The following is a 25,744-nucleotide window of genomic DNA, read 5'->3' on the forward strand; positions in this document are numbered from 1 at the left end:
GCTCTTTCAAGAAAACGCCTGCCGGCGCTTTTTGTTAAGTGGAAACAATGGCGTGTCAAAACAGTAATTGAAAATGCATATTTAATTTGTTTTGATGACATCTTTTGTCCGACAAACAAAAACTTATTCACAAAAAATAACTTGTGCGTAGCAACATGATTTATTTCGTAAATTTATTAATTATAAAAATCTCTTATTTGTAAGTCATTGATTAAATACAGTTAAATTTATGCTTTGGTTTTAAGCAATCTGTTGAAGCCCGCATAAATACTGGCCTCTCCGGCTGTCAAGGGGCTGTTATCCACAAAGTTATCCACAATCGCTGTGGATAGATAAAAAAGCGCTTATGAAACGGGTAGTTAGACCACTTCCTCAGGTATTACATTAACTCCGTGGAACATTGCATCCTTAAAGTCGCTCTCGACACACCGCTTGATTTCTGCTTCGACTATGTTTGGCCGATCGAGGATGGCCTTGTTCGGCCATTGCCCGGCCAATTGGTACTGGTGCCTTTTGGTCGGCGCGAAGTAATGGGCTTGATCGTTTCTGTGCACGATACGACGGATGTGCCGCTGGACAAGCTCAAGCAGGCTATCGCAGTGCGTACGCAATTAACGCCGCTGTCCGCCGAGTGGATCGCGTTATGCACATTTGCCGCTGATTATTACCAGCGGCCTTTGGGCGAAGTTGCGATTCCCGGCTTGCCGAAAAATCTGCGCGCGCTCAAAACCACATCGCTGGATAAAGCCGTCAAGAAGCTGGGTAAGGTCGGTGCCGCGCATGATGCCACGCCGCTTGCGATGCCGCAGCTGAATCCGGCGCAACAAGCTGCGGCTGATGCAATTGCCGGTGCGCAGGGTTTTGCGCCGACCTTGCTGTACGGCGTAACTGGCAGCGGCAAGACCGAAGTGTACTTACAGGCAGCCGCACAAATTCTGGCGCACAGCATAGACGAACACAATCCGGCGCAAATTCTGATTCTGGTGCCGGAGATCAATCTAACGCCGCAACTGGAAGCAAATGTGCGTGCGCGTTTCCCCGGTGTTGCGATTGCCACCCTGCATAGCGGTCTGGCCGAAGGCGAGCGGATGACGCATTGGCTGGCCGCCCATCTGGGTCAGGCACGCATTATTCTCGGCACGCGCCTGGCGATTTTGTCATCGCTGCCGCATCTGAAGTTGATCATCGTCGATGAAGAGCATGATCCTTCCTACAAGCAGCAGGAAGGCTTGCGCTATTCGGCGCGCGATCTGGCTGTCTGGCGCGCGCATCAATTGAGTATTCCGATCGTGCTCGGTTCGGCCACGCCATCGCTGGAAACCTGGCATCATGCGCAGTCCGGGCGTTATCGCAAGCTGGAATTGCGCGAGCGTGCCGTCAAGGATGCGGTATTGCCCAAAGTCGGCCTGATCGATCTGGAGCGCAAGGCGCCGCGCGAACAAATGGTCGAAGGCATCAGCGCTACCTTGATCGCGGCATTGAAGTTGCGCATGGAGCGCGGTGAACAATCGCTGCTGTTCCTGAATCGACGCGGTTATGCACCCGTGATCTCTTGCGATTCCTGCGGCTGGGTCAGCAATTGCACGCGTTGCAGCGCCTTCCTGGTTTTGCACAAACTCGACAAGCGCTTGCGTTGCCATCATTGCGGTTTCGAACAGCGCATCCCGCGATCCTGCCCGACTTGCGGCAATGTCGATCTACAGCCTCTCGGACGTGGCACGCAACGGGTCGAAGAAAACCTGCAGGCAATATTTCCCGAGGCACGCATCTTGCGCATCGATGCCGATTCGACGCGGCGCAAGGGGAGTGCGCAGGAAGCCTTCGATAGCGTGCACCGGGGCGAGGTCGATATCTTGATCGGTACGCAAATGGTGGCGAAAGGACATGACTTCCAGAATCTGACCCTGGTCGGCGTGCTGAATCCTGATACGGCCTTGTTCTCGCATGATTACCGTGCCAGCGAGCGCCTGTTTGCACAATTGATGCAGGTGGCAGGGCGTGCTGGTCGCGTCGCGCAGAAGGAAGGGGGCAGCGTGAGTGAGGTGTTAATACAGACACGTTATCCGCAACACCCCTTGTATGCAGCGGTGCGCGCGCACGACTACGATACCTTCGCCACCGAATTGCTGGAAGAGCGGCAGCAGGCTTGCTTTCCGCCTTTCATGTATCAAGCCTTGCTGCGCGCCGAAGCGAAAGAGTTGCAGATCGCGCTCGACTTTTTGCATCAGGCGATCAATTGCGTCGAACATGATGGCATCACGATGAACGATCCGATTCCGATGACGATGACACGGGTGGCAAATATCGACAGGGCCCAGTTGCTGGTCGAATGCGTCTCCCGACCAGCCTTGCAGGCATTCCTGAAAGTCTGGATTTCAACTTTGCGCGATATGAAGTCCCGCGTGCGCTGGTCGCTGGAAGTCGACCCGGTCGATATCTAAACAGACAACCCTGGCTTTTAACCCGATATTCTCATGGCTATCAAACTGAATCCGGAAACCGAAGAACGACTGATCGGCTCACTCCAACGCTATTTCGACGTCAATATGGACGAAGGCATAGGCGACCTGAAGGCCAGGCTGTTGCTGGATTTTTGCGTGAAGGAATTGGGCCCCAGCATTTACAATCAAGCGATTCTGGATGCGCAAGCAGCCATGCACGACAAAGTCGCAGAATTGGACGTCAGCTGCTACGAAGCCGAATTTTCTTATTGGGGTAAGAAATGAAAATGCGCCGCTTGATTGTCTGTACCTTGCTTGCAGCAAGTGCACCCGCGTTCGCGGAGGGCCAAGGCTTGTTGCAAGAGTCGCTAAAAGACTGTGACAAAAATCAATTGGCAATGAATGTCTGCGCCAGCCATCGTTTTGACCTTGCGGATCAGGCGTTGAATCAACAGTACAAGCAAAACCTGGCTACCTCGCAAGATGCTGCCACCCTAACCCGTTTGCGTGAAGCGCAGCGCGCCTGGCTTATCTTTCGCGACAAGGATTGTCTGGCCGATACCGGCCCGCGCGCAGAGTCCGGCTCCATTTGGCCTTTGCTGCATTTTTCCTGCCTGGAAAAACATACGATGCGCCGAACGGAAGACTTGAAATTGCAAGCTTGCGGCTTGGAAGGTTGCGTAAAGTAAAGCGCGGGCAGGCAACATGCAAAGTCAAAACGAGAGTGCAATGATTACATGGCAGTGGTCCGCATTTGACGAACTGGATGCCGCGACCTTGTGCGCGGTGCTTGCTGCAAGGCAAGACGTCTTCGTGCTGGAACAGCAGTGTCTGTATGCCGATATCGATGGCAATGACCCGCGCGCCTATCACCTGATCGGGCGACAAGAGGGCACGCAACAACTGGCGGCATATCTGCGCTGCTTTGCGCCTGGCGATCGATATCCGGAAGCGGCGCTGGGTCGCGTGCTCACAGTGCGAGCCATGCGCGGCATTGGTATCGGTCAACAACTGATGGCAGAGGGCATACGCCGTGTCGAGCAACATTTTCCCGACAGCGCTATCCGCATCTCGGCGCAAGAACATCTGGCGCGGTTTTATGGCGCATTCGGCTTCCGTCAGGTCTCAGCCGCTTATCTGGAAGACGGAATCCCCCATATAGAAATGCTCAGGAAATAATTTGCTCAAGTATCATTCGTATAAGAATGATTTGACATCGAAGCATGCGGGGGCTAAAATGACGGCTCGTAAATCAAGCACCCGGGATATCAAAAACAGGAAAATGTGAGCTTGTAGTGATGCAGCGCGACAGAATGAAAAGATGTCGCTAAACTCGCGGTCATGAATGACATCACCAAACTTGTTGCCGTAAATGATTCGATTCGCATATTGCAAAGCGTGCGTCGCATTGCGCAATGTGTAGAGCACCATTCAAAGCGTTTAGCCGTCACACACAACATCACATCGCCACAACTTGTGGCACTTCTTGCAATTGCGGAAATGGGGCCGAGTACGCTCAAAAGTATCGGGCGCGCTATTCAACTCAGTCCCAGTACCGTGGTCGGCATTGTCGATAGGCTGGAAGAAAAAGGTTTGGTGCAACGAGAGCGCGATACGCGTGATCGTCGCAATGTATTTGTCGCAGTGACAGTGGCGGGCCAACTGGTTCTTGCCAATGCGCCGTCGGCATTACCGAACGGATTTGGCAGTGCACTTGGCGCTTTGCCAGAAGACGATCGCCAGGCGCTAGTCGTAACGCTAGAACAATTCGCCTCTTTGCTTGAAGCAAAAATACCTGTAGAGCCTGTGTAGAACCTTGCAGTTTCTGGTTTCTGCGCAAACCTGATTTCCCTTTTTACCGACGAGTGTAACTGTAGCCAAGCTGGCTGCGGGGATCGCTTTTCGCACAAAAGGAGAAAGCATGAACGCACGAATACCTACTTCCGCCGCAGCCAATCTCATTGGGTTGCGTCAGCCGGATCGTCGTGACGGCGCACATCTGCATGAGCTGATCGCTCGTTGCCCGCCGCTAGATCTCAATTCTCGCTATGCCTACGTGTTGCTGTGCGAGCACCACGCCAACACTTGCGTGGTCGCGGAGTTTAACGGCGAGCTGGCGGGTGCCATTACCGCCTACATTCCACCGGAAAAACCGGACACATTATTCATCTGGCAGGTCGCGGTTGCCCCCAATATGCAAGGCCAACATGTGGGTTCGCGCATGCTCGACAGCCTGACAGAGCGTTGTGCGCAGTCGCTCGGTTTCCGGATGATCGAAGCCACGATCAGTCCGAGCAATATCGGTTCGCAGAAATTATTTGCCAGCTACGCGCGACGTCACGACACAGAAATTAACGCCGTCCCTTACTTCACTGTCGCTGATTTTGGCGACGGCCAGCATGAAGAAGAGTGGCTCTATCAAATTGGTCCTCGCCTACACGTCGCGTGATCCACGCAGCTTGATCGGGTTTGCCCGGACCATTCCATCAACCATCCATCAGGAGAAGCATGATGCGCATCTTTAATCGACTTGAATCAGAAGTTCGCGGATATATCCGCTCGTTCCCAACCATCTTTACGAAAGCAAAGAATGCAGTGCTGACCGACGAAGGTGGCAATACCTACATCGACTTTCTTGCCGGCGCAGGGTCGCTGAACTACGGTCACAACAATCCGATAATGAAGCAGGCACTTGTTGAATATCTTGCGGAAGACGGCATTGTGCATGGCCTCGACATGGCAACCAGTGCCAAGAAAGCGTTTTTGCAAACGTTTGAAACCCATGTGCTCAAGCCGCGCAAGATGCAATACAAGATCCAATTTACAGGCCCGACCGGTACCAACGCGGTGGAAGCCGCAATCAAGCTTGCGCGCAATGTGACTGGTCGCCAAATGGTGATTTCATTTACCAATGGTTTCCATGGCGTTTCGCTCGGCTCACTGGCCTTGACCGGTAATCGCAAGTTCCGCGATGCGGCTGGTGTGTCGCTGTCTGATGTTCACCGTGCGCCCTACTCGGGTTACTTCGGCATGAATATCGACACGATCGCAATGCTGGACAAAATGATCGCAGATCCAAGTAGTGGTGTGGATCTGCCAGCAGCGATTATCGTCGAATGCGTACAGGGCGAAGGCGGTTTGAATGTCGCCGGATTGAACTGGTTGAAGAAGCTGGAACAGCTGTGCCAGCGTCACGAAATCTTGTTGATCGTCGATGACATCCAGGCAGGTTGCGGCCGTACTGGCACCTTCTTCAGTTTCGAACCAGCGGGTATCAAGCCGGACATTATTACCTTGTCCAAGTCTTTGTCAGGCTTCGGTTTGCCGATGGCAGTGCTGTTGATGAAGCCAGAGCTGGATGTATGGAAGCCGGGTCAGCATAACGGTACCTTCCGTGGCAATAACATGGCTTTCGTCACCGCCACAGCGGCCCTGGAAAATTATTGGAGCGACAATAAATTCCAAGCTGCAATCCAAAAGAAGGCGCTGACAATTGAAGTTTTCCTCGACAAGCTGGTTGCTAGCTATCCAGATGCAAAGCTCACACGTCGTGGGCGCGGCATGATGCAAGGCATCGCTTGCGAGGACGCGGCAGTCGCTGATCGTATTACCACGATTGCATTCCAGAACGGCTTGATCATTGAAACATCCGGTGGTGAAGACGAGGTCGTCAAACTACTGATGCCGCTGACGATTGAGCAGGAAACCTTGCTGGCCGGTCTGGATATTCTGGAGCATGCAGTGGCAGAAGCGGTCGGTGAAAAGGCCGATGCCCGTGTTGAATCAGATAAAGAGGTGACTGCATGATCGTACGCACACTGAAAGAAATTATTGATACGCCGCGCGACGTCAAGGCGCAGAACTGGTGCAGCCGCCGCCTGCTGTTGCAGGAGGATGGCATGGGATTTTCGATGCATCACACGGTGATTTACGCCGGCACCCAAACACGCATCTGGTACCAGAATCATCTGGAAGGCGTGTATTGCGTCGAGGGTGTCGGTTCGGTCGAACTGATTCCTTCCGGCGAAACCTTCCGTATCGAACCCGGCACCCTATACGCACTCAACAAGAACGATGAACACTGGTTGCGCGCAGAAACCGATTTGCATTTGATCTGCACTTTCAACCCGCCGCTGGTGGGCAACGAGACGCATGATGAAAACGGTGTGTACGCGGTAGTACCTGCGCCCGCCAGCAAATTTGCAAAAGCAAGTGTCGGCAAGGAAGTCCAGGCCGACGTGATCGACGCTTAAGGAGATGATTATGCTTTCTCAGGATGCTTACCCCACACGCACGCAGAGCAGCGCCGCCATCCTCGCGCGCCATGAGCCTGTCGTGTACGAAGATGAAATACGAGCAAATGAAAGTGCGTGTCTGACCGCTACGCAACGTAGTTCCTATCAGCAGAACGGCTTCCTTTTGATGCCCGAGCTATTCAATCAGGAAGAAGTCGGCTATCTGTTCGATGCGATGCAGGGCATGCGCGAAGAATTCACGCATGCAGGCCGCAAGGAAGTCATCGCAGAACCAGGCAGTGGTGAAGTACGCTCGATTTTCAATGTACATAGATTGAATGAAATCTTTGCGAACCTGGTACGCGATCCACGTGTGTTAGATGTGGCGCGCGAGATTCTCGGTAGCGAAGTCTATATTCACCAATCACGCATCAACTACAAACCGGGCTTCACTGGCAAGGAGTTTTACTGGCACTCGGATTTTGAAACCTGGCACAGCGAAGATGGGATGCCAGCGATGCGTGCCTTGAGTTGCTCTATCTTGTTGACCGATAACAGTGATTGCAACGGCCCCTTGATGCTGATTCCCGGCTCGCACCATCACTATGTTTCATGCATGGGCGAGACTCCGGACGAAAACTACAAAACTTCGTTGAAAAAACAAGACGTCGGCGTGCCGGACCAAATTCTGTTGCGCTATCTGGCCGATATGGGAGGGATCAAATCCTGTTCGGGCAAGGCTGGTTCGGTGGTGTTTTTCGACTGCAATACGATGCATGGTTCCAACGGCAACATCACGCCTTATCCGCGCAGCAATGTGTTCTTTGTCTATAACAGCATTGAAAATCAGCTCGAGTTGCCGAAAGGTGGCTTGACACCGCGCCCCGAATTTGTCGCGACCCGTGAAGGCATCGCACCGCTGTCGCCGCGGGAATTGGCGATAGATTGAATGCGTTTGCCTTTGCCGTGCTCATATAAAGTAGCCGCGTTGGCAATGGCATACCGACTAAATCCGGCATAAGGAATTGATGGAAGAAACCTATCTGCGTTCTTTTGCGTTGTTCTTTGCGCTCTTCAATCCCTTCTTGATGAGCATTTACCTGCTCGATTTGATACGCGGCTTGCCTACCCCGACGTTCGCGCGTGTACTGATACGCGGCAGCCTGATCAGCGCTTGTGTATTCACTTTGTTTGCATGGGGCGGGGAAGCTTTTTTCCGTGATTACCTGCAGGTGCGATTCGCATCCTTTCAAATCTTTGGTGGAATCATCTTCTTGCTGATTGGTTTGCGTTATGTGTTCTCTGGCGCGCATGCGATTGAAAGCATGCGTGACAATCCCGCCGCGATCGCAGGCAGCATTGCGATGCCTATCATGATTGGTCCTGGAACAGTGAGTGCGGCAGTGGTCATAGGAACGCGACTGCCGCTGCCGGGTGCTGCTGCGGTCATTGTCGGTACCCTGGCACTAACGGTCGCGATTCTGGTTGCAATGAAGATTGCACATGACAAACTCAAGCAAAGACATGCCGCGATTACGGATCGCTATATCGATCTGGTGGGCCGCATGTCTGCCTTGTTGATCGGCACAATTGCGATCGACATGATCGTGACAGGTCTGGAAAGTGTCGGTTTCATCGGCTGAGGCTGACGCACTGAGGTACACTTCATACCCCCGTCAGCCGGATTGAAGCCGGTATCTGTGTGACCGCTTAAACGAATTGTGGTGACGACAAGGGATCGAAGTCCGTCCAGTCACCATTCACAATTTGTCCTTGTGCCCGCTCCAAGCACGTGGCGCCTACTGCGCGCAAGGTAGCGATGGCTTTCTCTTCCTCTTCTTCGCTGGTAGCAGTGACGGCCACCAGCATGCCGGCCTGTCGCAACGGCGGGATGTCTTTGTTTTCATCGGTGCCCGATAGGGATCCCATCAGCGAGCCGATGTGTGCGCCAACCAGAGCGCCGGTAATCGCGCCCAGCGGTCCGGCTGCAGCACCCGCCGCACCGCCTATGACGCCGCCTGCGCCTAATCCAGCTGCCGTGCCTTTGTCGCTATCTTCAGCGCCTGGCGATTCATCTCGATCACCACCTATCGGGTAGAGATCATGCTGCCCCGGCGGATTGACGTAAAAGGAAGTGATCTGGTCGGATGGTGCTCCTGCGCGTTGCAACGCAACAATCGCTTCCTGTACCTGGTCTTGTTGTGCAAAGCGTCCGGCGATGATGACGGTCATGGCAAGCTCCTCGATTGATAGTGGTTACTTGACTATCAAAATGGGCCGCGAGTTCCAAAGTAGTGCGCCACTGACGGTGCTTGTTACGGCGTAGCCGGACTATTGTCGGCAGGCGCTGACAGAGGATTTTTCAAACGGTTGAAAAGGATGTTGCTGGCAAGCGACATAAGCGAGGATAGACGCTGATCAAGGTCAATTTCGACAAAAAAAATAGCCATGACATTCCCCCTTTTCATAAATGCTGTGGCTATACTAATTCCGGAAGCAGTTTTAGCTTTCAATAATAGGTTGTCTCAAAAACCAATAACGTCCAAAAAAATATAGAGGAGCACACTATGAAACAGATTCACAGCGCTTTGGCACTGGTCGCTTTTTCTGCAGTTCTGGCAGGTTGCGCCACCACTGAAGCAGAAGCGCCAAAAGCAGCGCCTGCACCTGCTGCTGCGGCGGCTCCGGCGGCGGCACCAGATGCTGCATTGACCAACGCGGTAACAGCCGCTCTGGCCAAAGAAGCGCAATTGGCTGGCACCAAAATTACTGCCGCCGCTACTACTGATGGCGTAGTGATGTTGACCGGTACAGTCAAAAATGACTGGCAGCAGTATTTGGCTGGCGATATCGCCAAGAAAACAGCTGGCGTTAAATCAGTTAAAAATTCGGTCAAAGTACCTTGATCAATTTTTACGCTTAAAAAGCAAAACGCCGGGCATGCCCGGCGTTTTTTATTGTTCTCTGAAGATCGTTTGCGTTGCTCAATTCTTCATCGTTTGTTCAGATCGGTAAGCCCAGGCGGCCTTCTTCAGCCATTTGGCGGATGATGCGTATCGTATCGATATCTGCTTCCTGATAAGCCGAACGACGGAATTCGTTATAAAACGCATCCATGTCATCATCGGGTAAACCGCTGTCATATTCAAAACGCACAAACAAGGCGCCCGGCTGCGGTTCTTCTATCGTTACGATTAGACTGGAGGCGGGGATGTCTTCCTGCGCCGGCACATCGTAATGTACTTTTTCCTGTGGCGTGAAGGTGACGTGATCGTGGATCAGTAATGCGTTGTAGCGCAATACGCGCGACAGCACATTGTCCTCGCGCCCCAGCAGGCTGCACTCATCCAGCCAGGGGATGAACAGCTTGGGCGCTTCTGCGCGCAACACCAGTCCGCGCCAAAGCTGATCGCGCGTCAGCGTATCGATCAGGGGATTAAGTGGGTCATTGATTTCAATCAAATGCTGGAATTGCATGGCGTACGGGCTTCATGAAAAATGGTAAAGGGCACGAACCGGTACGCTAGTGTGCTGGTGATATTGGCGTACCGATACGACGTCGGTGTCATTGTACTGTGCAGTCGATGCCGCCGGGCGTGAAGCAGCGAACATTCGCCATGATATTGCCGCCTGTAGGTGCGTGCAATTATGCTTTAATGCGGGATTCCATTTTCTCGCTTGCGTCCATGCGACGCGACCTACATTGCCATGAAACGTACCTTTACCGTTATCGGACTCGGAGCATTCGGTTCCACTGTTGCACGCGAGCTGGCGCGGCTGGGCAACGACGTGCTCGGCATCGATCTCGATCCGGCCCACGTCAACGACATTGCCGACGATATTACGCAGGCGGTGGTTGCCGATGCGCGCAATGAAGATACCTTGCGCGACCTTGGCGTGCAGGACTGCGACGCCGTAGTGATCGCCATAGGCGAGGATCTGGAAGCGAATATTCTGGCCACCTTGACCGTCAAGAACATGCCCAAGCCGGAAGTATGGGCCAAGGCATTGAATCATAATCACCATCGCATCCTGCACAAGCTGGGGGCTGATCATATCGTGCATCCGGAACATGAAATGGGTTTGCGTCTGGCGCACGCCATGATGTATCCGGAAGTGGTCGATTACATCAGTCTCGGCCATGACTTGTTCACAGTCGAAGTGCGCGTGTCTGAGAAACTTGCAGGCCAAACCGTCGCGTCGCTGAATCTGACCGAGCGCGGTGTGCAACTGTTGCTGGTAAAGCATCAACGCGAAATGCTGACGGCCTTGCCTGGTGACTATGTATTCCGCCTCGGCGATCAAATGGTGATGGCTGGCCCGCTGGATAATCTGCGCAGTATCTCCGGCAATTTATGAGGCGCGGGTTTCAACCGCCCATGCTGTATCGGCAGGTCAAGCGGCAGGTAATGCATCTGACGCCGCCGCAGGCATTGTTATTGTCCTTCGTCGGACTGTCGCTGGTCGGCATGTTGTTGCTCAAGTTGCCGATGGCCAGCAATGCACCGACTTCATGGATGCAAGCACTGTTCACGGCGGTATCGGCTTCGACCATCACCGGCTTGTCTGTCGTCGATATCGGCAGCCATTTCACGCTGTTCGGACAATGGGTGTTGCTGGTGTTAATCCAACTGGGCGGCATCGGACTGTTGAGTTTTGGCGTGTTGATTATTCATTTGACCAGCGGTCGCCTGACGTTGCGCAATCGCGCTGCGATGCAGGACTCATTCAATCAAAGCGGCCGGCTCGACATGCGCCGATTATTGCGCGTGCTGTTTGGCTTCATCGTATTGATGGAAGTGCTGGGTACCGTGTTGCTGGCCACGCAGTGGGTGCCGGAAATGGGTTGGTCGCGGGGGTTGTTCTATAGTTTCTTTCACGCAGTGTCGGCTTTCAATAACGCCGGTTTCGGCCTGGCTTCGCACAGCCTCGCCGCCTATGTCGGCAATCCGCTGATCAATTTGGTGATTTCCTTTCTGTTCATTTCCGGCGGCATAGGGTTTGCCGTGATTGCCGATCTGCGCGCCAAACGCCGCTTCCAGGAATTTGCATTGCATACCAAGCTGATGCTGGTCGGTACTGTCGTCATCAATCTGGTGGCGATGCTGACCTTGTTCATCCTGGAGTACGGCAATCCCGATACCTTGGGCGGATTGCATGGCCTGGGTACAAAATTGTGGGCCGCCTGGTTTCAGGCGGTAGCGCCGCGTTCGTCGGGTTTCACCACCATGGATACGGTCGGCCTGACACAAGCGAGTACTTTTTTCATCATGATCCTGATGTTCATCGGTGCTGGCAGCGGTTCGACCGGCGGCGGTGTCAAGCTGACGACTTTCATCGTGTTGCTGGTGGCGACGCGCACTTTCTTGCGCCAGCAGCGCCATCCGGTTTTATTTGGGCGCAGCATAGAAGCGAGCATGATCTTGCGCGCATTGGCGGTGACGGTGATGGCATTTTTTTGCGTGATTCTTGGTACGTTCATCCTGATGCTGACAGAAGACCGTCACTTCCTCGATCTCGCATTTGAGGTGGTATCGGCGGCGTCTACCACCGGCTTGTCGCGCGATGTCACGCCGACACTGTCGATCGCTGGGCAATGCGTGGTGATGGTGGTGATGCTGATAGGCCGGGTGGGGCCGTTGACGCTGGCCTTCACGCTGGCAAATCCGCAAGGCGCGGATATTCAATACCCGGGCGGGCGCGTCAATATCGGATAACTGTTGCCCATGTATTAAGCAAGTTATCAAGCAAGTTGCCGGGATGCCATGCTGGCGGCTCAGGCGGTCCCGGCGCCGGGATTTGTGGACGGGATCGTAGCCTGCGCTGATACAATGGCCTGCTTTAATTCCCGGCTCGCTTGCACTTTTTCTGATGTCATCTCCCCCGAATTCCTCCTCGCACGGTCTGAACGCACCGCAGCGCGAAGCGATCCAGTATATGGATGGCCCGTGCCTGGTGCTGGCCGGTGCCGGCTCGGGCAAGACGCGCGTGATCACGACCAAGATCGCGAACCTGATCGAAGAGCATGGCTACGAAGCGAAAAACATTGCGGCGCTGACCTTTACCAACAAGGCTGCGCTGGAGATGCAGGAACGTATCGCCAAATTGCTGAAAGAGCCGAAAAAAGCCAAACAATTGACGGTCAGCACCTTCCATTCGCTGGGCGTCAAAATCCTGCGGCAGGAAGCGAAGGAGCTGGGCCTCAAGGATAGATTCTCTATCATGGACAGCGACGATTGCTTTTCGCTGGTGCAGGATCTGGCGGTCACGACAGACAAGCAGCTGATACGTCGCATCCAGAGCGCGATGTCTTTGTGGAAAAACGGCTTGATCGATCCTGATGCCGCGTTGAATCAGGCGAAAGATGAAGACGAGGCGCAAGCTGCGCGCATCTATCGTAGCTATGTCGCGACCTTGTCCGCCTATCAGGCAGTCGACTTTGATGACTTGATCCGCCTGCCGGTAGAACTGTTTCGCAGCAACGAAGCGGTGCGCGACAAATGGCAGCGTCGCCTGCGTTATCTGCTGGTCGATGAATATCAGGATACGAATACCTGCCAGTACGAACTGGTCAAACTGCTGGTCACCGGCGTCGGCAAGAAGCCGATGTTCACGGCGGTAGGTGACGACGACCAGGCGATCTACGCCTGGCGCGGCGCAACGATAGAAAACCTGAAGCAGCTGGAAGTCGATTTCCCCGACCTGAAAGTGGTCAAGCTGGAGCAGAATTACCGCTCCAGCACGCGTATCCTGCAAGCGGCCAACTCGGTGATCGCCAACAATCCCAAACTATTTGAAAAAACCTTGTGGTCCGAGCACGGGCTCGGCGATCCGGTCAAGGTCATGGGCATGCAGGACGATGATCAGGAAGCGGAACAGATCGCGATCATGCTGTCCGCGCACCGTTTCGAGCGTCGTGCCAAGTTTTCCGATTACGCGATTCTGTATCGCGGCAACCATCAGTCGCGCGTCATCGAGCAGGCGCTGCGCAAGGAACGTATCCCGTACACGATCTCCGGCGGCCAGAGTTTTTTCGACCGTGCCGAGATCAAGGACATCATCAGTTACCTGCGCCTGATTGCCAATCAGGACGACGATCCGGCCTTCATTCGTGCCGTCACGACGCCCAAGCGCGGGGTCGGCCAATCGACGCTGGAAACACTGGGTGCGTTCGCCGGGCAATGGCAATGTTCATTATTCGAAGCAGTGTTCAAGGGCGGGCTGGAATCCAAGCTGGCCGACAGGCAGTTGACGCCGCTGCGCGAGTTTTGTACCTTCATCAACAATCTCGAAATGCATGCACATCGTGAAAGTCACGCGGGCACGCTGCTCGACGACATGATGAAAGAGATTAATTATGAAGGCTATCTGTACGACAGCTTTGACGACAGGCAGGCTCAGTCGAAGTGGCAGAACGTGATCGATTTCACGACCTGGCTGAAAGAAAAGGGTGCTGGCGGCAAGGATGGCACAGATGCCGAAAGAAGTTTGCTCGACCTGACACAAATGGTCGCGCTGATGTCCATGCTGGAAGGCAAAGATGAAGAGCCGGATGCGGTGCGTATGTCAACGCTGCACGCATCCAAGGGGCTGGAATTCCCGCATGTATTTCTGGTCGGTGTCGAAGAAGGCATTTTGCCGCACAAGGGCGATCCCGATGCGCCGATCGAAACACTGGGCGCGCGGATTGAAGAAGAACGTCGCCTGATGTACGTCGGTATCACGCGCGCGCAACGCTCGTTGCATGTGACATGGTGCAAGAAGCGCAAGCGCGCACGCGAACACGTGCATTGCGATATTTCACGCTTCATCAAGGAAATGAAACTCGATGAAGGCGATGCCGTACCTACCGAAGATGAAATCATGACGCCGCAAAACCGGCTCGCGAATTTGAAGGCATTGCTGCAAAAACCAAAGGTTGCGTAATACCTGCCCTGTCGTATGGACCTGACAGAGATCACGACGGGCACGGATTATGCGTCGAGATGAGTACGTCCGGCCCTGCTTGCGACGTATTCATTTTGTCGACTTCCATTTTTTGAATGATGACTGACCGCCGCTTACCTCGATCGATTAAAAAGCCCGCGCGCCATACGATGCGGATATCGCGCCATTCTTTCCGCATTGCTGTCTTTCTCGGTGGTGCCGCATGCGTGGCAGTTTTTTCATTGGGTTTTGCCTGGCTGGCGGAAAAAATGCTGGAGTGGAATCGCGAGCTGACCCATGCCTATTGGTGGAGCGCGCTCTTGCTGTTGCCCTTTGCGTTCGCCGGCATACGCTGGATGACGATAAGACTGGCACCGGAGGCGCGCGGTAGCGGCATCCCGCAAGTGATCGCGGCAATGTCGATGCCGGCAGGAGCGGCGCAGGGTTCGTTGGTATCCTTGCGGCAATCGCTGTGGAAAATCGTGTTGACTGCCGCCGGCTTGTTGGCTGGTGCATCGATCGGTCGCGAAGGACCGTCGGTGCAGGTGGGGGCCGCGGTCATGCTGGCGTGGGGCCAGTGGTGGCAAAAGCGACCGCGCCTTGCCGTCGGTTTTCGCCCTGAGGCATTGATTGCTGCCGGTGCTGCCGGCGGCCTGGCTGCTGCTTTCAATACACCGCTGGCGGGGGTCGTATTTGCGATTGAGGAGCTGGGTCGCGGTACGGCAGTGCGCTGGGATAGATTGGTCATGTCGGCGGTGCTGTGCGCCGGCTTCATCGCACTGGCGGTGGTCGGCAATAATGCGTACTTCCATATTGAGCAATCGATACTGGCACTGCATTCTTCATGGGGCGCGGTGGCCTTGTGTGCGACGGTGAACGGTGTGCTGGGCGGCTTGTTTGCCAAGGCATTGCTGGCGGGGCCAAAAGCGTGGCTGCCTGCGGCGCAGCGCAGCTGGCCCGAGCGTCATCCGGTTTGGCTGGCAGGTATCTGTGGATTGTTGGTCGCGCTCCTGGGTTTGCTGACGGCTGGCGCGACTTACGGCACCGGTTACGAACAGGCGGCGGCTTTGCTGAACGGTCATCCCGGCGATAGCCTGATGTTTGGTATTGCCAAACTGGGCGCGACGATACTGTCTTACTTCGCGGGTATTCCCGGCGGCATTTTCACGCCATCGCTGGCGATTGGTGCCGGCATCGGCGACAATATCGCTCTGTTGCTGCCCGGTACCTCGGACGGCCAGTTGATTGCCTTGCTGTCTATGGCGGCTTTTCTTGCTGCTGCCACCCAAGCGCCGATTACGGCTAGCGTCATCGTGATGGAAATGACGCGCAGTCAGGATGTGACCCTGCTATTGCTGGCCACGACCCTGACCGCATCCGTGATCTCGCGGCAATTTTGCCCGCGCCCCTTTTATCACACTGCTTCACGCGGTTTTCGGCGTGAAGCAATGCACAAGCATCAGGCCGTGCCGACGGCATGAGCTGTGGTCCAGCCCTAAGAAAGAATATGCAGCATGAATGAAGACCGCGTTATTGACATCGAAATCAAGCTGACACGCCAGGAAGATCTGGTCGATGCGCTGAACAAGATGGTGTACGAGCAGCAAAAGAAAATCGATGAACTGGAAGCGCTGTGCGTGGCGCTGGCCGGTCGCCTGAAAGAAATCGCCAGTGGCGGCAACCAGATCGGTGCCGCGCATGAGCGACCGCCGCATTACTGATAGGCGCGCATTTTTCGCAGTCAGATCGAACCCCGTTATTTTGCCGATTGAATTGATGATGACTACAGAAGACCAGGCGAATCAGGAGCAAAAGCTCTTGCACGCCAAACTCAATATGGAAACCTCGCAGATTGTGTGGTCGGAATTGCTACGCTATTTTGCTGGCGGTTTGGTGATTGTCGTAAGCAACGATCTTGATCTGGTGGATGTGGCCGCGCGCTTTTCCATCGATGATAAAGCGACGGTTGAACAATGGCTGCTTGGCGGTAAACTTGCCAAGGCGACGGATGAGCAGGCGACCGCATGGCTGGAAGTCGATACCTTGCTATGGGCAGTCGTGGCGCGGCCATGGGTGCTGGTACAGGAAAACAAGCTGCTCTGACGGCAACCACAATGAGCGAACAAGCACACAAAAGTAGCGACCCCTTGCACGGCCTGAGCCTGGAGAAAATTCTGCTGGCGCTGGTCGAGTGTTATGGCTGGGAAGAGCTGGGCAGGCGCATCGACATCAAGTGCTTCAATATCGACCCGAGTATCAAATCGAGTTTGACGTTTTTACGTAAAACCCCGTGGGCGAGAGCCAGGGTTGAGGAATTGTTTATCGCGATGTCCGATCACTGACCGGATATCGCGATGGCAAAGCGTACAGCCAGATAGACGGACGACGATTACAGTTTTGATTGATGGTGTATCGCGACGAATAGCGTCGCCAGCGTCGACAGCACGGAGGTGAAATGCGCTTCCGGTTCGGTGTTGTCCCAGATGTAATGCGCCATTACTGCTTCAAATTCCTTGCTGCGTTTTTTAGTCGTGACCGAATGCGCACGCGTGATCGCCTTCAAAAACTGCCTGCGCATATTCGGCAAAACAGTGATGTGTTCACTATCGTCCAGAAATTCAAAGCCATTTGGCAGCGAGCCGCCTTTCATCTGAAATTCCAGGCGCTCAAACACTGCGGGTGGTAAATCCTTTACCAGTTCGCAAGCACTTTCATTGAGCTTCAATACCATGCTGAAACCGGCAGGGTAAATTACATCTTCATCTTCGCGTTCCGATAAAAACACGGCAAGGCGCAACGAGTATTCCGCATTGAATGCATCATCTCGCGTGCTGTTGTTGCTGGTGCGTGTGGCCGGCCAGAAAATCAATGTGCCCGGCGTACTTTCGTCGTCCGGGTCGGGGAAAAATTCGGCCGAGATGTCATTGGCGGAATCGCCGGCGACCGACAGCATTTTCAATACAGGTGCGGCGAGCTCGCTCAATATCGATGCGGCAATCGCGCTGCTGGTAGCGATATCGGCGTTGGTCAGATCTTCGACGATGTAGCCATCCAGAGGTTTCAGTAATGCGTTTGGGTCGAGCATATGCGGTGTGGTCATGTTTAAATTGATGGGGTTTGTCGCTGCCGATCATGCGGTAACTATGCAGCAATCGTCCGGCAACAGGAGTCGTTGCAATATAACTTAAAACACGACGTCAACGAAATGGAAAAGCGCGCAGAGAGCTGAATTAGCACTGAATTTATCGCGTGCGGCTGGCTCTGAACGAGATATCCACTGATATGGCCCATACTAGGGCGATCACACACATCCGCAATTCAAAGCAAGGATAAATATGTATACATGGCTGCTCCCCGCCGTCAAGGCGATACTGCCTTATGTAGGCGACATTGTTAATGCGGCATTGCCGGTATTCAAAAGCCGCAAGATCGATGAAACCGCGGCAACCCAGGAGGCTTTGCTGCAAAAGCAAATCAATGAACTGCAGGAAGTAGCGTCCCTGAATGCGGTACACATCAAGGATCTGGCCGAGCAATTGCGGCAGATGGTCGTCACGCTGGAGCAGGGCGTCATCGCTAACGAGCGACGCTATCGGCGCATGTCTGTGCTGGCCTGGACAGCCATCGCCTTGTCGCTGACAGCAATAGGATTATGGCTGGGAAGCAATTAAATATATGGTTTAAAACGGCAATAACTTGCCGCATGGATATTGCCTCATGGAAGTAAAAACGAGAATAAGATGAACTTCTGTTAACCACCCGAGTCTGTAATAAGGAGTGCAGTGTTAACCAAGTTGGTTGACGGCATCAATTTCCATACGAACACTTCGTATCGGTTTCTTATTACAAGGAGTTGCCATGATAAAACTACGTACAATCCTCGCCGGCACGGCAGTGGCCATGTTTACCCAATTCGCAGCGGCGCAAGCCAATCCGCCGGGCACGATCGTCGTTCCAGCCTCGCAAGCACCTTCAAACCCGAATGACCCTGCTTACACTGACCAATCACGTCTGAATCAGACCAATGATCCTTTCGTGAAAAAACGTGTGGCGGTCAAAAAAGCCAAAACTGAATACAAGGCTGAAAAGAAAGCTGCAAAAACCGAATACAAAGCTGACAAAAAAGCTGCCAAGGAAGAGTACAAGCAAGAGAAAAAAGAAGCTGTGCAAACCCGCAATTCCGAAGTGCAGCACATGAAAATGGAAAAGCCGGTTGATCCCGGAATGCCGGCTTCAGCTCCGAAGTAAATTTATTTAGTTGAAAAAAGGCGGAATCGCGCGAGTGATTCCGCCTTTTTTATTTTGTACTGAATAAAGATGATGGTCGGGTGCGTCATCTTACGTTGAATCCAAGTATGTGCAGATCCATTCGAGAGACAGCGTCTGATGGTGTGAGGATCATCATTCGAGGCTGTACTTACTGTTTATTTGTACAGTAAATGATATGCTGCGTTCATTCCGTTTCGACGCTGATTTTTCATGATTCCATCGCAAAGCCATATCGCCCATCTTGATATGGATGCTTTTTACGCATCGGTTGAGCTGCTGCGTTATCCCGAATTGCGTGGTCAGGCGGTCGTCATTGGTGCGGGTTCTGCACATCAGCCTGTATTGCAGGCCGATGGCTCGCGCAGCTATTCACGCTTGCGCAACTATGCGGGTCGCGGCGTGGTGACGACGTCGACATATGAAGCGCGCGCACTCGGCGTGTTTTCCGGCATGGGTTTGATGAAGGTCGCGAAGCTGGCACCGGATGCGATCTTGTTGCCTACCGATTTCACCGCGTATCGCCATTATTCAAAATTATTCAAGGCTGCAGTAAGCGCGCTTGCGCCCAAGATGGAAGATCGCGGGATTGATGAAATTTATCTTGATCTGAACGATCAGACCGACGATATTGCCATCGTCGCGCAACGCATCAAGGATGCCGTGGTTACCGCGACCGGCTTGTCTTGTTCGATAGGCGTCGCACCGAACAAGTTGCTGGCAAAGATTTGCTCCGATCTGGAAAAGCCGAATGGCTTGACGATACTTTCGGTCGCCGATATTCCTACCCGTATCTGGCCTTTGTCGGTGAAGAAAATCAACGGCATCGGTCCGAAGTCAAGCGAGAAACTGGCGGCGCTCGGCATATTGACTATAGAACAATTAGCTGCATGCGACCCGGCTGTACTGCAGGCAAATTTCGGACGCGTCTATAGCGCTTGGTTGATGCGCGTGGCGCAAGGCATCGATGAGCGGGAAGTGGTGACGCGCTCCGAGCCCAAGTCCATCAGTCGCGAATCAACCTTGGAGCGTGATCTGCATGCCAAACTGGATCGCAGCGAGCTGAGCGCTTTGTTCACTCACTTGTGCGAACGCGTAGCAGATGATTTGGTGCGCAAGGATTATCTGGGCCGCACCGTCGGGATCAAGTTGCGTTATGCCGATTTCAGTACAGTCACGCGGGATCTAACTCTACTCGATCCCACGAATAATGCGCAAGCGATACGCCAGGCCGCTAGCGAATGTCTGCGCCGTGTACCGCTGGACAAGCGTCTGCGGCTGCTGGGCGTGCGTATCAGTTCTTTGTCGAAGCCCGGGGACATATTGCCTGCAGTGGTAGGGCAGGGTGAGCTGTTTGCTGCGGAATAGCGTCCAGGGAGAATTTATCTCGCCTTGCAATAGCGATCTCGCAAGCGCTGTCGCTACAAGATCGAATGGGCCGTGCTGGACTAAAGAAAATTACTCGTCGATTTTTCCGATCGTGTCTTGCTTGCCGTAAAACTGTACGCCCATCGCGATACGTTCGCGACCGCTTTCGCGTCTGTGCTTGTTGGTGTCACGCAATGAATACACGCAGCCGCAATATTCCTGTTGATAGAAATTCTCGCGCTTGGAGATTTCAATCATGCGCGCCGAGCCGCCTTTTTTACGCCAGTTGTATTCCCAGTACAGCATGTCCGGATACTTGGCCGCAGCACGTACGCCGCAGTCATTAATCTGATTCATGTCCTTCCAGCGTGAAATCCCTAGCGAACTCGAAATTACAGGGAAGCCGTGTTCGTGCGCATACAAAGCTGTGCGCTCGAATCGCATGTCGAAGCACATGGTGCAGCGTATGCCACGTTCAGGTTCGTTTTCCATCCCCTTGGCGCGCTCGAACCAGTTGTCGGTGTCGTAGTCGGCGTCAATGAAATCAATGTTGTGCTTTTCCGCAAAGCGGATGTTCTCTTCCTTGCGCAACAGATATTCTTTTTCCGGATGGATGTTCGGGTTGTAAAAGAAAATCGCGTAATCGATGCCGGAAGCCAGCATCGCTTCCATTACTTCCCCTGAGCAAGGCGCGCAGCAGGAATGCAGCAATACCTTGCCGGGTTTGCTAGGAAGAGGAATCGGATCGCGTTTGAAATCGGGCGTGGAGTCGGTCATCGTGGTTCTCGCTTGGTGCTTGTTGCACCGGCATTTACATTCTCGTACGGCAGCTTCTAAAGGCAAGGAAAAACCCGCTTTAAATTTGCTCAGGGCGCTATGGTAGCAGAAGCATATACATCAGGATTCCTGATGCCCTTCAGTGCCTAGGATTGCCATACTATTTTTAGGCAATATTTGGCGGCATTGCTTTCAATCCGTGGTGAATATGTAACGTAATGCGATGTAAAGGCAGTAAAAAGACAGCATCGTTTGCTAATGAGAATTATTCCGAATTAGAATTGCGCAAGCTTCTCTTCATTTATCCCGCATCAGCCAGCCAGCCGTCAGCCAGTGCATTTCCAAAGGAAATACTGTGCTGCATCGTAAAACACTTGCGCTGGCCATCGGCCTCGCCTGTCTCACCATGTCCGCTTCCGCGTTTGCCCAGGAAGGCAGTGTGCCTGTACCTGAAGCCAAAGCTATTGAAACGTTGCCGGAAGTTCAGGTTACCGCGACGGCAGATGACAGCAGCGAATCGACTCGTTCTTATGCGGCGCATGCAGTGACGGTAGGCAGCAAGATTGCGCAAACTCTGAAAGAAACGCCGCAATCCATCAGTGTGGTGACGCGTCAGCGGCTGGATGATCAAAACATCACCAAGATTGAAGATGTCCTTAAACAAACCACGGGCGTCAACGTCACGCGCCTGGATGGGGCAGGCAATTTCAACACGATTCAAGCCCGCGGTTTTGATATCGGTAGTATCCAATTGGACGGCCTTGCGATTAGCCAGGGCGCCAACTATTCCACAGCGTTCGATACCGCAATTTACGATCGCATAGAAGTGTTGCGCGGTCCGGCAGGCTTGCTGCAAGGTGCGGGCGAGCCCGGAGGTACGATCAATCTGGTGCGTAAGCGTGCGCGTAGAGATTTGTCCGGTAGCGCAGGATTCATGCTGGGCTCGTCGGATACGCGCCGCGCAGAATTTGATGTGACCAGCAAACTGGATGAGGCAGGCCGCATTCGCGGGCGCATAGTCGGTGTGGTCGACAACCGTGAAAGCTTTGTCAACGCGGTAGAAAGCAAGAAATTTCTTGGATACGGTACGGTAGAAATCGATCTGTCGTCGCGGACAACATTGTCGCTCGGTGCGACCCATCAAAAAATAGATTCCGTCGTGGATCAAGGGCTGCCAGCGATGGCAAACTACACGTTGCCGAAAGTACCTCGCTCAACTTTTGTCGGCAGTAAAAATAATGTCCAGGACATGGAAACGGATGATTTGTTTGCGGAATTGGAACACAAATTCGATGACGGTGGCCGTTTCAAGTTTGCCGCGCGCCAGGTGGATCGCGGCATGATTTACAAAGCCTTGCGGGCAAATGGCCTGGCGAACGTGGCGACCGGCGATGTCGCATATCAGACAGTAAACTTCCAGCAAGCCACCAAGAATCAAAATCTTGATGCCTACTATGCCGGTCCCTTTGAGCTGGGAGGCCGCACCCACCAAATTCTGCTGGGCATCAATCACAGCACCGAGGATGCAAAAAATCGGTCTATTTACGGACCAACCGGCACGTTTAATATCTACAATCCAAACAATGACATTGCTTATCCGGCGCTGGATCTGGGCAACTATACAGGCGGCACGCAACAGACTCAGACCGGTATCTACGGACAAGTGCAACTTAAGCCGTTTGATCGCTGGACTTTCTTGCTGGGCGGTCGCCTGGGACGCTGGGAAACCCAGTCATTTAATCCGAGTACGGGAGTAATCAGTTCCACTTCCAAGCCGGGTACGCAATTCACGCCATTGATGAGCGTTATCTATGCGCTGACCGATAATTCTTCGCTCTACGGCAGCTATGCTGAAACCTTTGTTGGACAAACTGCAATTGACAAGAATGGCCTTCTTTTGTCGCCGCGGACCGGCTTCCAAATAGAGCTGGGAGTAAAAAGTGAATGGCTCAACAAGCGCGTCAATAGCAGTTTTGCCTTGTTCAGGATCATTGATAAAGATCGCGCGATCGAAGACACAAGCACGCCCCTCAACGCCAATGATTCGATCGCAGGCGGCAAAGTCAGGAGCGAGGGGCTGGAAGCGGAAGTGAGTGGCCAGATAGCACCGGGCTGGGAGTTGATCGCTGGCTATGCCTATACCGCGACAAAATACCTGCAGGCACCGATAGCTCAGGTGGGGCAGGCATTTTCTACGATCACACCGCGACATAGCTTCAATCTCTGGACCAAGCATAGCTGGACGAGTGGGACGTTCAATCGCTGGAGTCTGGCCGGCGGCTTGAAAGCAGTCAGTGATTTTTCATCGGGAAGCGGCGCAACACGCGTCGTCGGCGATGGCTATACGACGGTGAGCGCGCAAGTGGGTTACCAGATCGACAGTTCGACCACGGCCAGCCTGACCATTAACAATCTCTTCGATAAAACATACTACGAAAAAGTCAGTAATTTCGGGCGCCAAAACTTATACGGCGAGCCGCGCTCGGTCATGCTGGCTGTTAAAAAGATGTTTTGATGGGCGGGTGATTCTGCGTGTGTAGCGGCAGATATAAAAACCCTCCGTTAGTCCAGTTGTCAGCCGCGTTGTCGACCCAGGCCACTTTCCTGAGTCGCTGCGGAGCAAAGGATGAACGGAAAAGAAAAATGCCCGCTTGCGCGGGCATTTTAAATTTGGCGGAGTGGACGGGACTCGAACCCGCGACCCCCGGCGTGACAGGCCGGTATTCTAACCAACTGAACTACCACTCCATACTACTAAACTGATCCAGGACTGCGTTTGACTGATTGGTGGGTGCTGACGGGGTCGAACCGCCGACCTACGCCTTGTAAGGGCGCCGCTCTACCAACTGAGCTAAGCACCCGCATATTGCCGCTTACTCAGTCAAACAATTGTTGGCGTCGACCAACATGCCTGAAGGGGCCGAAGTATAGAACAGTTTAAAAATTTTGTCACCATTGTTTGCAGAATCTTTTTTGATGGAGGGTATTGAGGCCGTCTTTTCTGTTTTGGATGCGCGGACAAACTGCCCATCTATCGACACCTGATCAGGCTGTATCCGGCGGATTATAATGAGCGGCTATCTTCTTCCCAGAGCTTGTTATCAATACATTATTCCGCCGCATTCTTCACGCCGTCCTGTTTGAAATCTGCGCCCTAATCATTCTGGTTCCCCTGATGTCTTACGGCTTCAATATGGATATGTTCCATTTTGGCGCGTTGGCATTGATTCTGGCCGTCTGTGCGATGTTGAGCAATATGATCTACAACCATTTCTATGAAATGGTCGAGCATCGCTACGGCTGGCGCCGCACGGTAGGCATGCGGGTGTGGCATACCCTGGGCTTTGAGGCTTTCTTCATGTCGATTGCCTTGCCCTTGACAGCCTGGTGGTTGAATATTTCGCTACTCGATGCACTGGTGCTCGATCTGGTTTTTTCAGCCTTCTTCATGCTGTATGCGTTTTGTTTCAACTGGGTGTACGACATTGCACGACACAGGTTGGCATTGAGGCGAACCACGCAGGATTGATCAAGACGCCCCGGTCCCTATCCGGACCGACTGATCTGTGCGCGGCATTGCCGGCGGCACTTGGGATGCGACGTGCGGGAAGGCATTAATCCGCCGCTGAAATCCGCCAACCTTGGTTACAATCAGGCATTCGTTTTCAAGGTATGCATGGACGCTTCCATATCCGTTCCCCCATTGTTTCCACCTCTGCAACCGTATCGCAGCGGCATGTTGCCGGTCGATGAATTGCATACCTTGTACTGGGAAGAGTGCGGCAATCCCGATGGCGTGCCCGTGCTGTTTTTGCATGGCGGTCCCGGTGGCGGCATTACTGCGATACATAGACAGTTTTTCGATCCTGCGTATTACCGCATTGTTTTGTTCGATCAGCGCGGTTCGGGCAAATCGACGCCCTTGGGCGAAATACGCGATAACAGCACACCCTTGCTGATTGCAGACATAGAAGTGCTGCGTCGCATGCTCGATATCAAGCAGTGGCTGCTGTTCGGCGGCTCGTGGGGCGCGACGCTGGCGTTGGCGTATGGGCAGGCGCATCCGCAAGCGTGCCTCGGCTTCGTATTGCGCGGGATTTTTCTGTGCACGCAGGCCGAGATCGACTGGTTCCTGTATGGCATGCGCACGATTTTTCCCGAGGCGCACGAGGCATTTATTGATGAGATTCCAGAACATGAGCGCACGGATTTGCTGCACGCGTATGCGCGCAGATTGTTTGGCGACGATACTGAACTCGCCACGCGCACCGCGCGTAACTGGAGCCGCTATGAAGGTAGTTGCCTCTTTCTGCGGCCACAGAAAGAAACGATAGATGCGTGTGGCAGTGATGCGATTGCACTTGGCATCGGGCGGCTGGAAGCGCATTATTTTCTGCATCAGGGTTTCATGGCACAGGACCAACTGATCAGCGGGATTGATCGCATCCGTCACTTGCCGGCGGTGATCGTGCAGGGACGTTATGACGCAGTGTGCCCGCCGGTTTCCGCATATCGATTGCATCAGGCGTGGCCGCAAGCCAAAATGCATATCATTGAAGATGCCGGACATGCGGCGATGGAACCTGGCACGACGGCAGCACTGGTCGCCGCAACCGAGCAATTCAGGAGGCAACAAGCGTTTGACTAGCGGGCGCCGCTTTTTTATCGCGGCCGCCGGTGTACATGATTAACAGATGGGAGCGGTATATTCGCTTCTTAGCCTAAACCCAG

The 25,744-nt window shown here is 53.6% G+C and carries 28 protein-coding genes and 2 tRNA genes; 24 read left to right on the forward strand and 6 right to left on the reverse strand.

The features are described 5' to 3' along the window. Positions 1 to 392 precede the first annotated feature (392 nt). The 10 genes from ACFQO0_RS06995 to ACFQO0_RS07040 all read left to right on the forward strand — a co-directional run bounded on the left by ACFQO0_RS06995 (position 393) and on the right by ACFQO0_RS07040 (position 8,319). Positions 393 to 2,441: a primosomal protein N' gene (locus ACFQO0_RS06995; protein ID WP_382233300.1), complete on the forward strand. Its 2,049-nt coding sequence runs from the start codon at positions 393 to 395 to the stop codon at positions 2,439 to 2,441. A 33-nt stretch (positions 2,442 to 2,474) separates the two neighbouring features. Further along, positions 2,475 to 2,726 carry a DUF2164 domain-containing protein gene (locus ACFQO0_RS07000; RefSeq protein WP_382233301.1) on the forward strand — a complete coding sequence of 84 codons (252 nt, stop codon included), beginning with the start codon at positions 2,475 to 2,477 and terminating at the stop codon, positions 2,724 to 2,726. 2 nt (positions 2,727 to 2,728) lie between these two features. Next, positions 2,729 to 3,130, forward strand: coding sequence for a lysozyme inhibitor LprI family protein (locus ACFQO0_RS07005; protein ID WP_382233302.1), 402 nt, complete (start codon positions 2,729 to 2,731; stop codon positions 3,128 to 3,130). 16 nt (positions 3,131 to 3,146) lie between these two features. Next, the gene (locus ACFQO0_RS07010; RefSeq protein WP_382233303.1) at positions 3,147 to 3,620 is read left to right on the forward strand and encodes a GNAT family N-acetyltransferase; all 474 of its coding nucleotides are present in this window, start codon (positions 3,147 to 3,149) and stop codon (positions 3,618 to 3,620) included. Between the two features lie 162 nt (positions 3,621 to 3,782). Continuing rightward, complete coding sequence (locus ACFQO0_RS07015) at positions 3,783 to 4,253, forward strand: MarR family winged helix-turn-helix transcriptional regulator (RefSeq protein ID WP_382233304.1); 471 nt, start codon at positions 3,783 to 3,785, stop codon at positions 4,251 to 4,253. A gap of 109 nt (positions 4,254 to 4,362) precedes the next feature. Then, the gene (gene ectA / locus ACFQO0_RS07020; RefSeq protein ID WP_382233305.1) at positions 4,363 to 4,890 is read left to right on the forward strand and encodes a diaminobutyrate acetyltransferase; all 528 of its coding nucleotides are present in this window, start codon (positions 4,363 to 4,365) and stop codon (positions 4,888 to 4,890) included. A gap of 62 nt (positions 4,891 to 4,952) precedes the next feature. Further along, on the forward strand, positions 4,953 to 6,248 hold the full coding sequence (gene ectB, locus ACFQO0_RS07025) for a diaminobutyrate--2-oxoglutarate transaminase (RefSeq protein ID WP_382234053.1): 1,296 nt from the start codon (positions 4,953 to 4,955) through the stop codon (positions 6,246 to 6,248). Then, a complete protein-coding gene (locus tag ACFQO0_RS07030; RefSeq protein ID WP_382233306.1) occupies positions 6,245 to 6,694 on the forward strand; it encodes an ectoine synthase in 450 nt (149 codons plus the stop codon). The genes ectB and ACFQO0_RS07030 overlap by 4 nt, the downstream gene beginning before the upstream one ends. 4 nt (positions 6,695 to 6,698) lie before the next feature. Beyond that, on the forward strand, positions 6,699 to 7,625 hold the full coding sequence (gene thpD, locus ACFQO0_RS07035) for an ectoine hydroxylase (RefSeq protein ID WP_382233307.1): 927 nt from the start codon (positions 6,699 to 6,701) through the stop codon (positions 7,623 to 7,625). A 79-nt stretch (positions 7,626 to 7,704) separates the two neighbouring features. After that, the gene (locus tag ACFQO0_RS07040; RefSeq protein ID WP_382233308.1) at positions 7,705 to 8,319 is read left to right on the forward strand and encodes a MarC family protein; all 615 of its coding nucleotides are present in this window, start codon (positions 7,705 to 7,707) and stop codon (positions 8,317 to 8,319) included. A 67-nt stretch (positions 8,320 to 8,386) separates the two neighbouring features. Here the strand turns inward: ACFQO0_RS07040 and ACFQO0_RS07045 are convergent, their stop codons facing one another. Continuing rightward, positions 8,387 to 8,908, reverse strand: a complete 522-nt coding sequence (locus ACFQO0_RS07045; RefSeq protein ID WP_382233309.1) for a hypothetical protein — start codon at positions 8,906 to 8,908, stop codon at positions 8,387 to 8,389. Between the two features lie 335 nt (positions 8,909 to 9,243). Between ACFQO0_RS07045 and ACFQO0_RS07050 the strand changes: the two genes are divergently transcribed. Then, on the forward strand, positions 9,244 to 9,582 hold the full coding sequence (locus tag ACFQO0_RS07050; protein WP_382233310.1) for a BON domain-containing protein: 339 nt from the start codon (positions 9,244 to 9,246) through the stop codon (positions 9,580 to 9,582). A 97-nt stretch (positions 9,583 to 9,679) separates the two neighbouring features. Here ACFQO0_RS07050 and ACFQO0_RS07055 read toward each other — a convergent pair whose 3' ends face one another. After that, positions 9,680 to 10,153 carry an SRPBCC family protein gene (locus ACFQO0_RS07055; RefSeq protein WP_382233311.1) on the reverse strand — a complete coding sequence of 158 codons (474 nt, stop codon included), beginning with the start codon at positions 10,151 to 10,153 and terminating at the stop codon, positions 9,680 to 9,682. Positions 10,154 to 10,384: 231 nt separating this feature from the next. Between ACFQO0_RS07055 and ACFQO0_RS07060 the strand changes: the two genes are divergently transcribed. From ACFQO0_RS07060 to ACFQO0_RS07090, 7 genes are all read left to right on the forward strand, one after another. Next, positions 10,385 to 11,035, forward strand: a complete 651-nt coding sequence (locus ACFQO0_RS07060; RefSeq protein ID WP_382233312.1) for a potassium channel family protein — start codon at positions 10,385 to 10,387, stop codon at positions 11,033 to 11,035. Further along, entirely contained in the window at positions 11,032 to 12,393 is a 1,362-nt protein-coding gene (locus tag ACFQO0_RS07065) for a TrkH family potassium uptake protein (protein ID WP_382233313.1), read from the forward strand. The genes ACFQO0_RS07060 and ACFQO0_RS07065 overlap by 4 nt, the downstream gene beginning before the upstream one ends. A gap of 154 nt (positions 12,394 to 12,547) precedes the next feature. After that, positions 12,548 to 14,602: a UvrD-helicase domain-containing protein gene (locus tag ACFQO0_RS07070; protein WP_382233314.1), complete on the forward strand. Its 2,055-nt coding sequence runs from the start codon at positions 12,548 to 12,550 to the stop codon at positions 14,600 to 14,602. A gap of 116 nt (positions 14,603 to 14,718) precedes the next feature. Beyond that, a complete protein-coding gene (locus ACFQO0_RS07075; RefSeq protein WP_382233315.1) occupies positions 14,719 to 16,083 on the forward strand; it encodes a chloride channel protein in 1,365 nt (454 codons plus the stop codon). Between the two features lie 33 nt (positions 16,084 to 16,116). Next, positions 16,117 to 16,323 (forward strand): SlyX family protein, encoded by a 207-nt coding sequence (locus ACFQO0_RS07080; RefSeq protein ID WP_382233316.1) that lies wholly within the window; start codon positions 16,117 to 16,119, stop codon positions 16,321 to 16,323. A gap of 55 nt (positions 16,324 to 16,378) precedes the next feature. Next, complete coding sequence (locus ACFQO0_RS07085) at positions 16,379 to 16,705, forward strand: DUF2288 domain-containing protein (RefSeq protein WP_382233317.1); 327 nt, start codon at positions 16,379 to 16,381, stop codon at positions 16,703 to 16,705. 11 nt (positions 16,706 to 16,716) lie between these two features. After that, positions 16,717 to 16,944 carry a VF530 family protein gene (locus ACFQO0_RS07090; protein ID WP_382233318.1) on the forward strand — a complete coding sequence of 76 codons (228 nt, stop codon included), beginning with the start codon at positions 16,717 to 16,719 and terminating at the stop codon, positions 16,942 to 16,944. A 47-nt stretch (positions 16,945 to 16,991) separates the two neighbouring features. On the opposite strand, the gene ACFQO0_RS07095 is transcribed toward ACFQO0_RS07090, so the two are convergent. Beyond that, complete coding sequence (locus ACFQO0_RS07095; RefSeq protein ID WP_382233319.1) at positions 16,992 to 17,702, reverse strand: hypothetical protein; 711 nt, start codon at positions 17,700 to 17,702, stop codon at positions 16,992 to 16,994. A 235-nt stretch (positions 17,703 to 17,937) separates the two neighbouring features. On the opposite strand from ACFQO0_RS07095, the gene ACFQO0_RS07100 reads away from it, so the two are divergent. From ACFQO0_RS07100 to dinB, 3 genes are all read left to right on the forward strand, one after another. Next, complete coding sequence (locus tag ACFQO0_RS07100; protein ID WP_382233320.1) at positions 17,938 to 18,273, forward strand: hypothetical protein; 336 nt, start codon at positions 17,938 to 17,940, stop codon at positions 18,271 to 18,273. Between the two features lie 127 nt (positions 18,274 to 18,400). Then, positions 18,401 to 18,850, forward strand: a complete 450-nt coding sequence (locus tag ACFQO0_RS07105) for a hypothetical protein (protein ID WP_382233321.1) — start codon at positions 18,401 to 18,403, stop codon at positions 18,848 to 18,850. Between the two features lie 231 nt (positions 18,851 to 19,081). Beyond that, positions 19,082 to 20,236 carry a DNA polymerase IV gene (gene dinB, locus ACFQO0_RS07110; RefSeq protein WP_382233322.1) on the forward strand — a complete coding sequence of 385 codons (1,155 nt, stop codon included), beginning with the start codon at positions 19,082 to 19,084 and terminating at the stop codon, positions 20,234 to 20,236. Between the two features lie 90 nt (positions 20,237 to 20,326). Here dinB and ACFQO0_RS07115 read toward each other — a convergent pair whose 3' ends face one another. Further along, positions 20,327 to 21,013 carry an epoxyqueuosine reductase QueH gene (locus ACFQO0_RS07115; protein ID WP_382233323.1) on the reverse strand — a complete coding sequence of 229 codons (687 nt, stop codon included), beginning with the start codon at positions 21,011 to 21,013 and terminating at the stop codon, positions 20,327 to 20,329. A 355-nt stretch (positions 21,014 to 21,368) separates the two neighbouring features. Here ACFQO0_RS07115 and ACFQO0_RS07120 point away from each other — a divergent pair, with 355 nt between their 5' ends. Continuing rightward, positions 21,369 to 23,528 (forward strand): TonB-dependent siderophore receptor, encoded by a 2,160-nt coding sequence (locus ACFQO0_RS07120; RefSeq protein WP_382233324.1) that lies wholly within the window; start codon positions 21,369 to 21,371, stop codon positions 23,526 to 23,528. Between the two features lie 156 nt (positions 23,529 to 23,684). Here ACFQO0_RS07120 and ACFQO0_RS07125 read toward each other — a convergent pair. Continuing rightward, positions 23,685 to 23,761 (reverse strand) — tRNA-Asp (locus ACFQO0_RS07125). A 37-nt stretch (positions 23,762 to 23,798) separates the two neighbouring features. Then, positions 23,799 to 23,874 (reverse strand) — tRNA-Val (locus ACFQO0_RS07130). A gap of 239 nt (positions 23,875 to 24,113) precedes the next feature. Here ACFQO0_RS07130 and ACFQO0_RS07135 point away from each other — a divergent pair. Beyond that, positions 24,114 to 24,542: a PACE efflux transporter gene (locus tag ACFQO0_RS07135; RefSeq protein ID WP_382234055.1), complete on the forward strand. Its 429-nt coding sequence runs from the start codon at positions 24,114 to 24,116 to the stop codon at positions 24,540 to 24,542. Positions 24,543 to 24,689: 147 nt separating this feature from the next. Beyond that, complete coding sequence (gene pip / locus ACFQO0_RS07140; protein ID WP_382233325.1) at positions 24,690 to 25,661, forward strand: prolyl aminopeptidase; 972 nt, start codon at positions 24,690 to 24,692, stop codon at positions 25,659 to 25,661. Positions 25,662 to 25,744 lie beyond the last annotated feature (83 nt).

This window comes from Herminiimonas aquatilis (genome assembly GCF_042665175.1).
In the GTDB taxonomy this organism is placed as follows: domain Bacteria; phylum Pseudomonadota; class Gammaproteobacteria; order Burkholderiales; family Burkholderiaceae_D; genus Oxalicibacterium; species Oxalicibacterium aquatilis.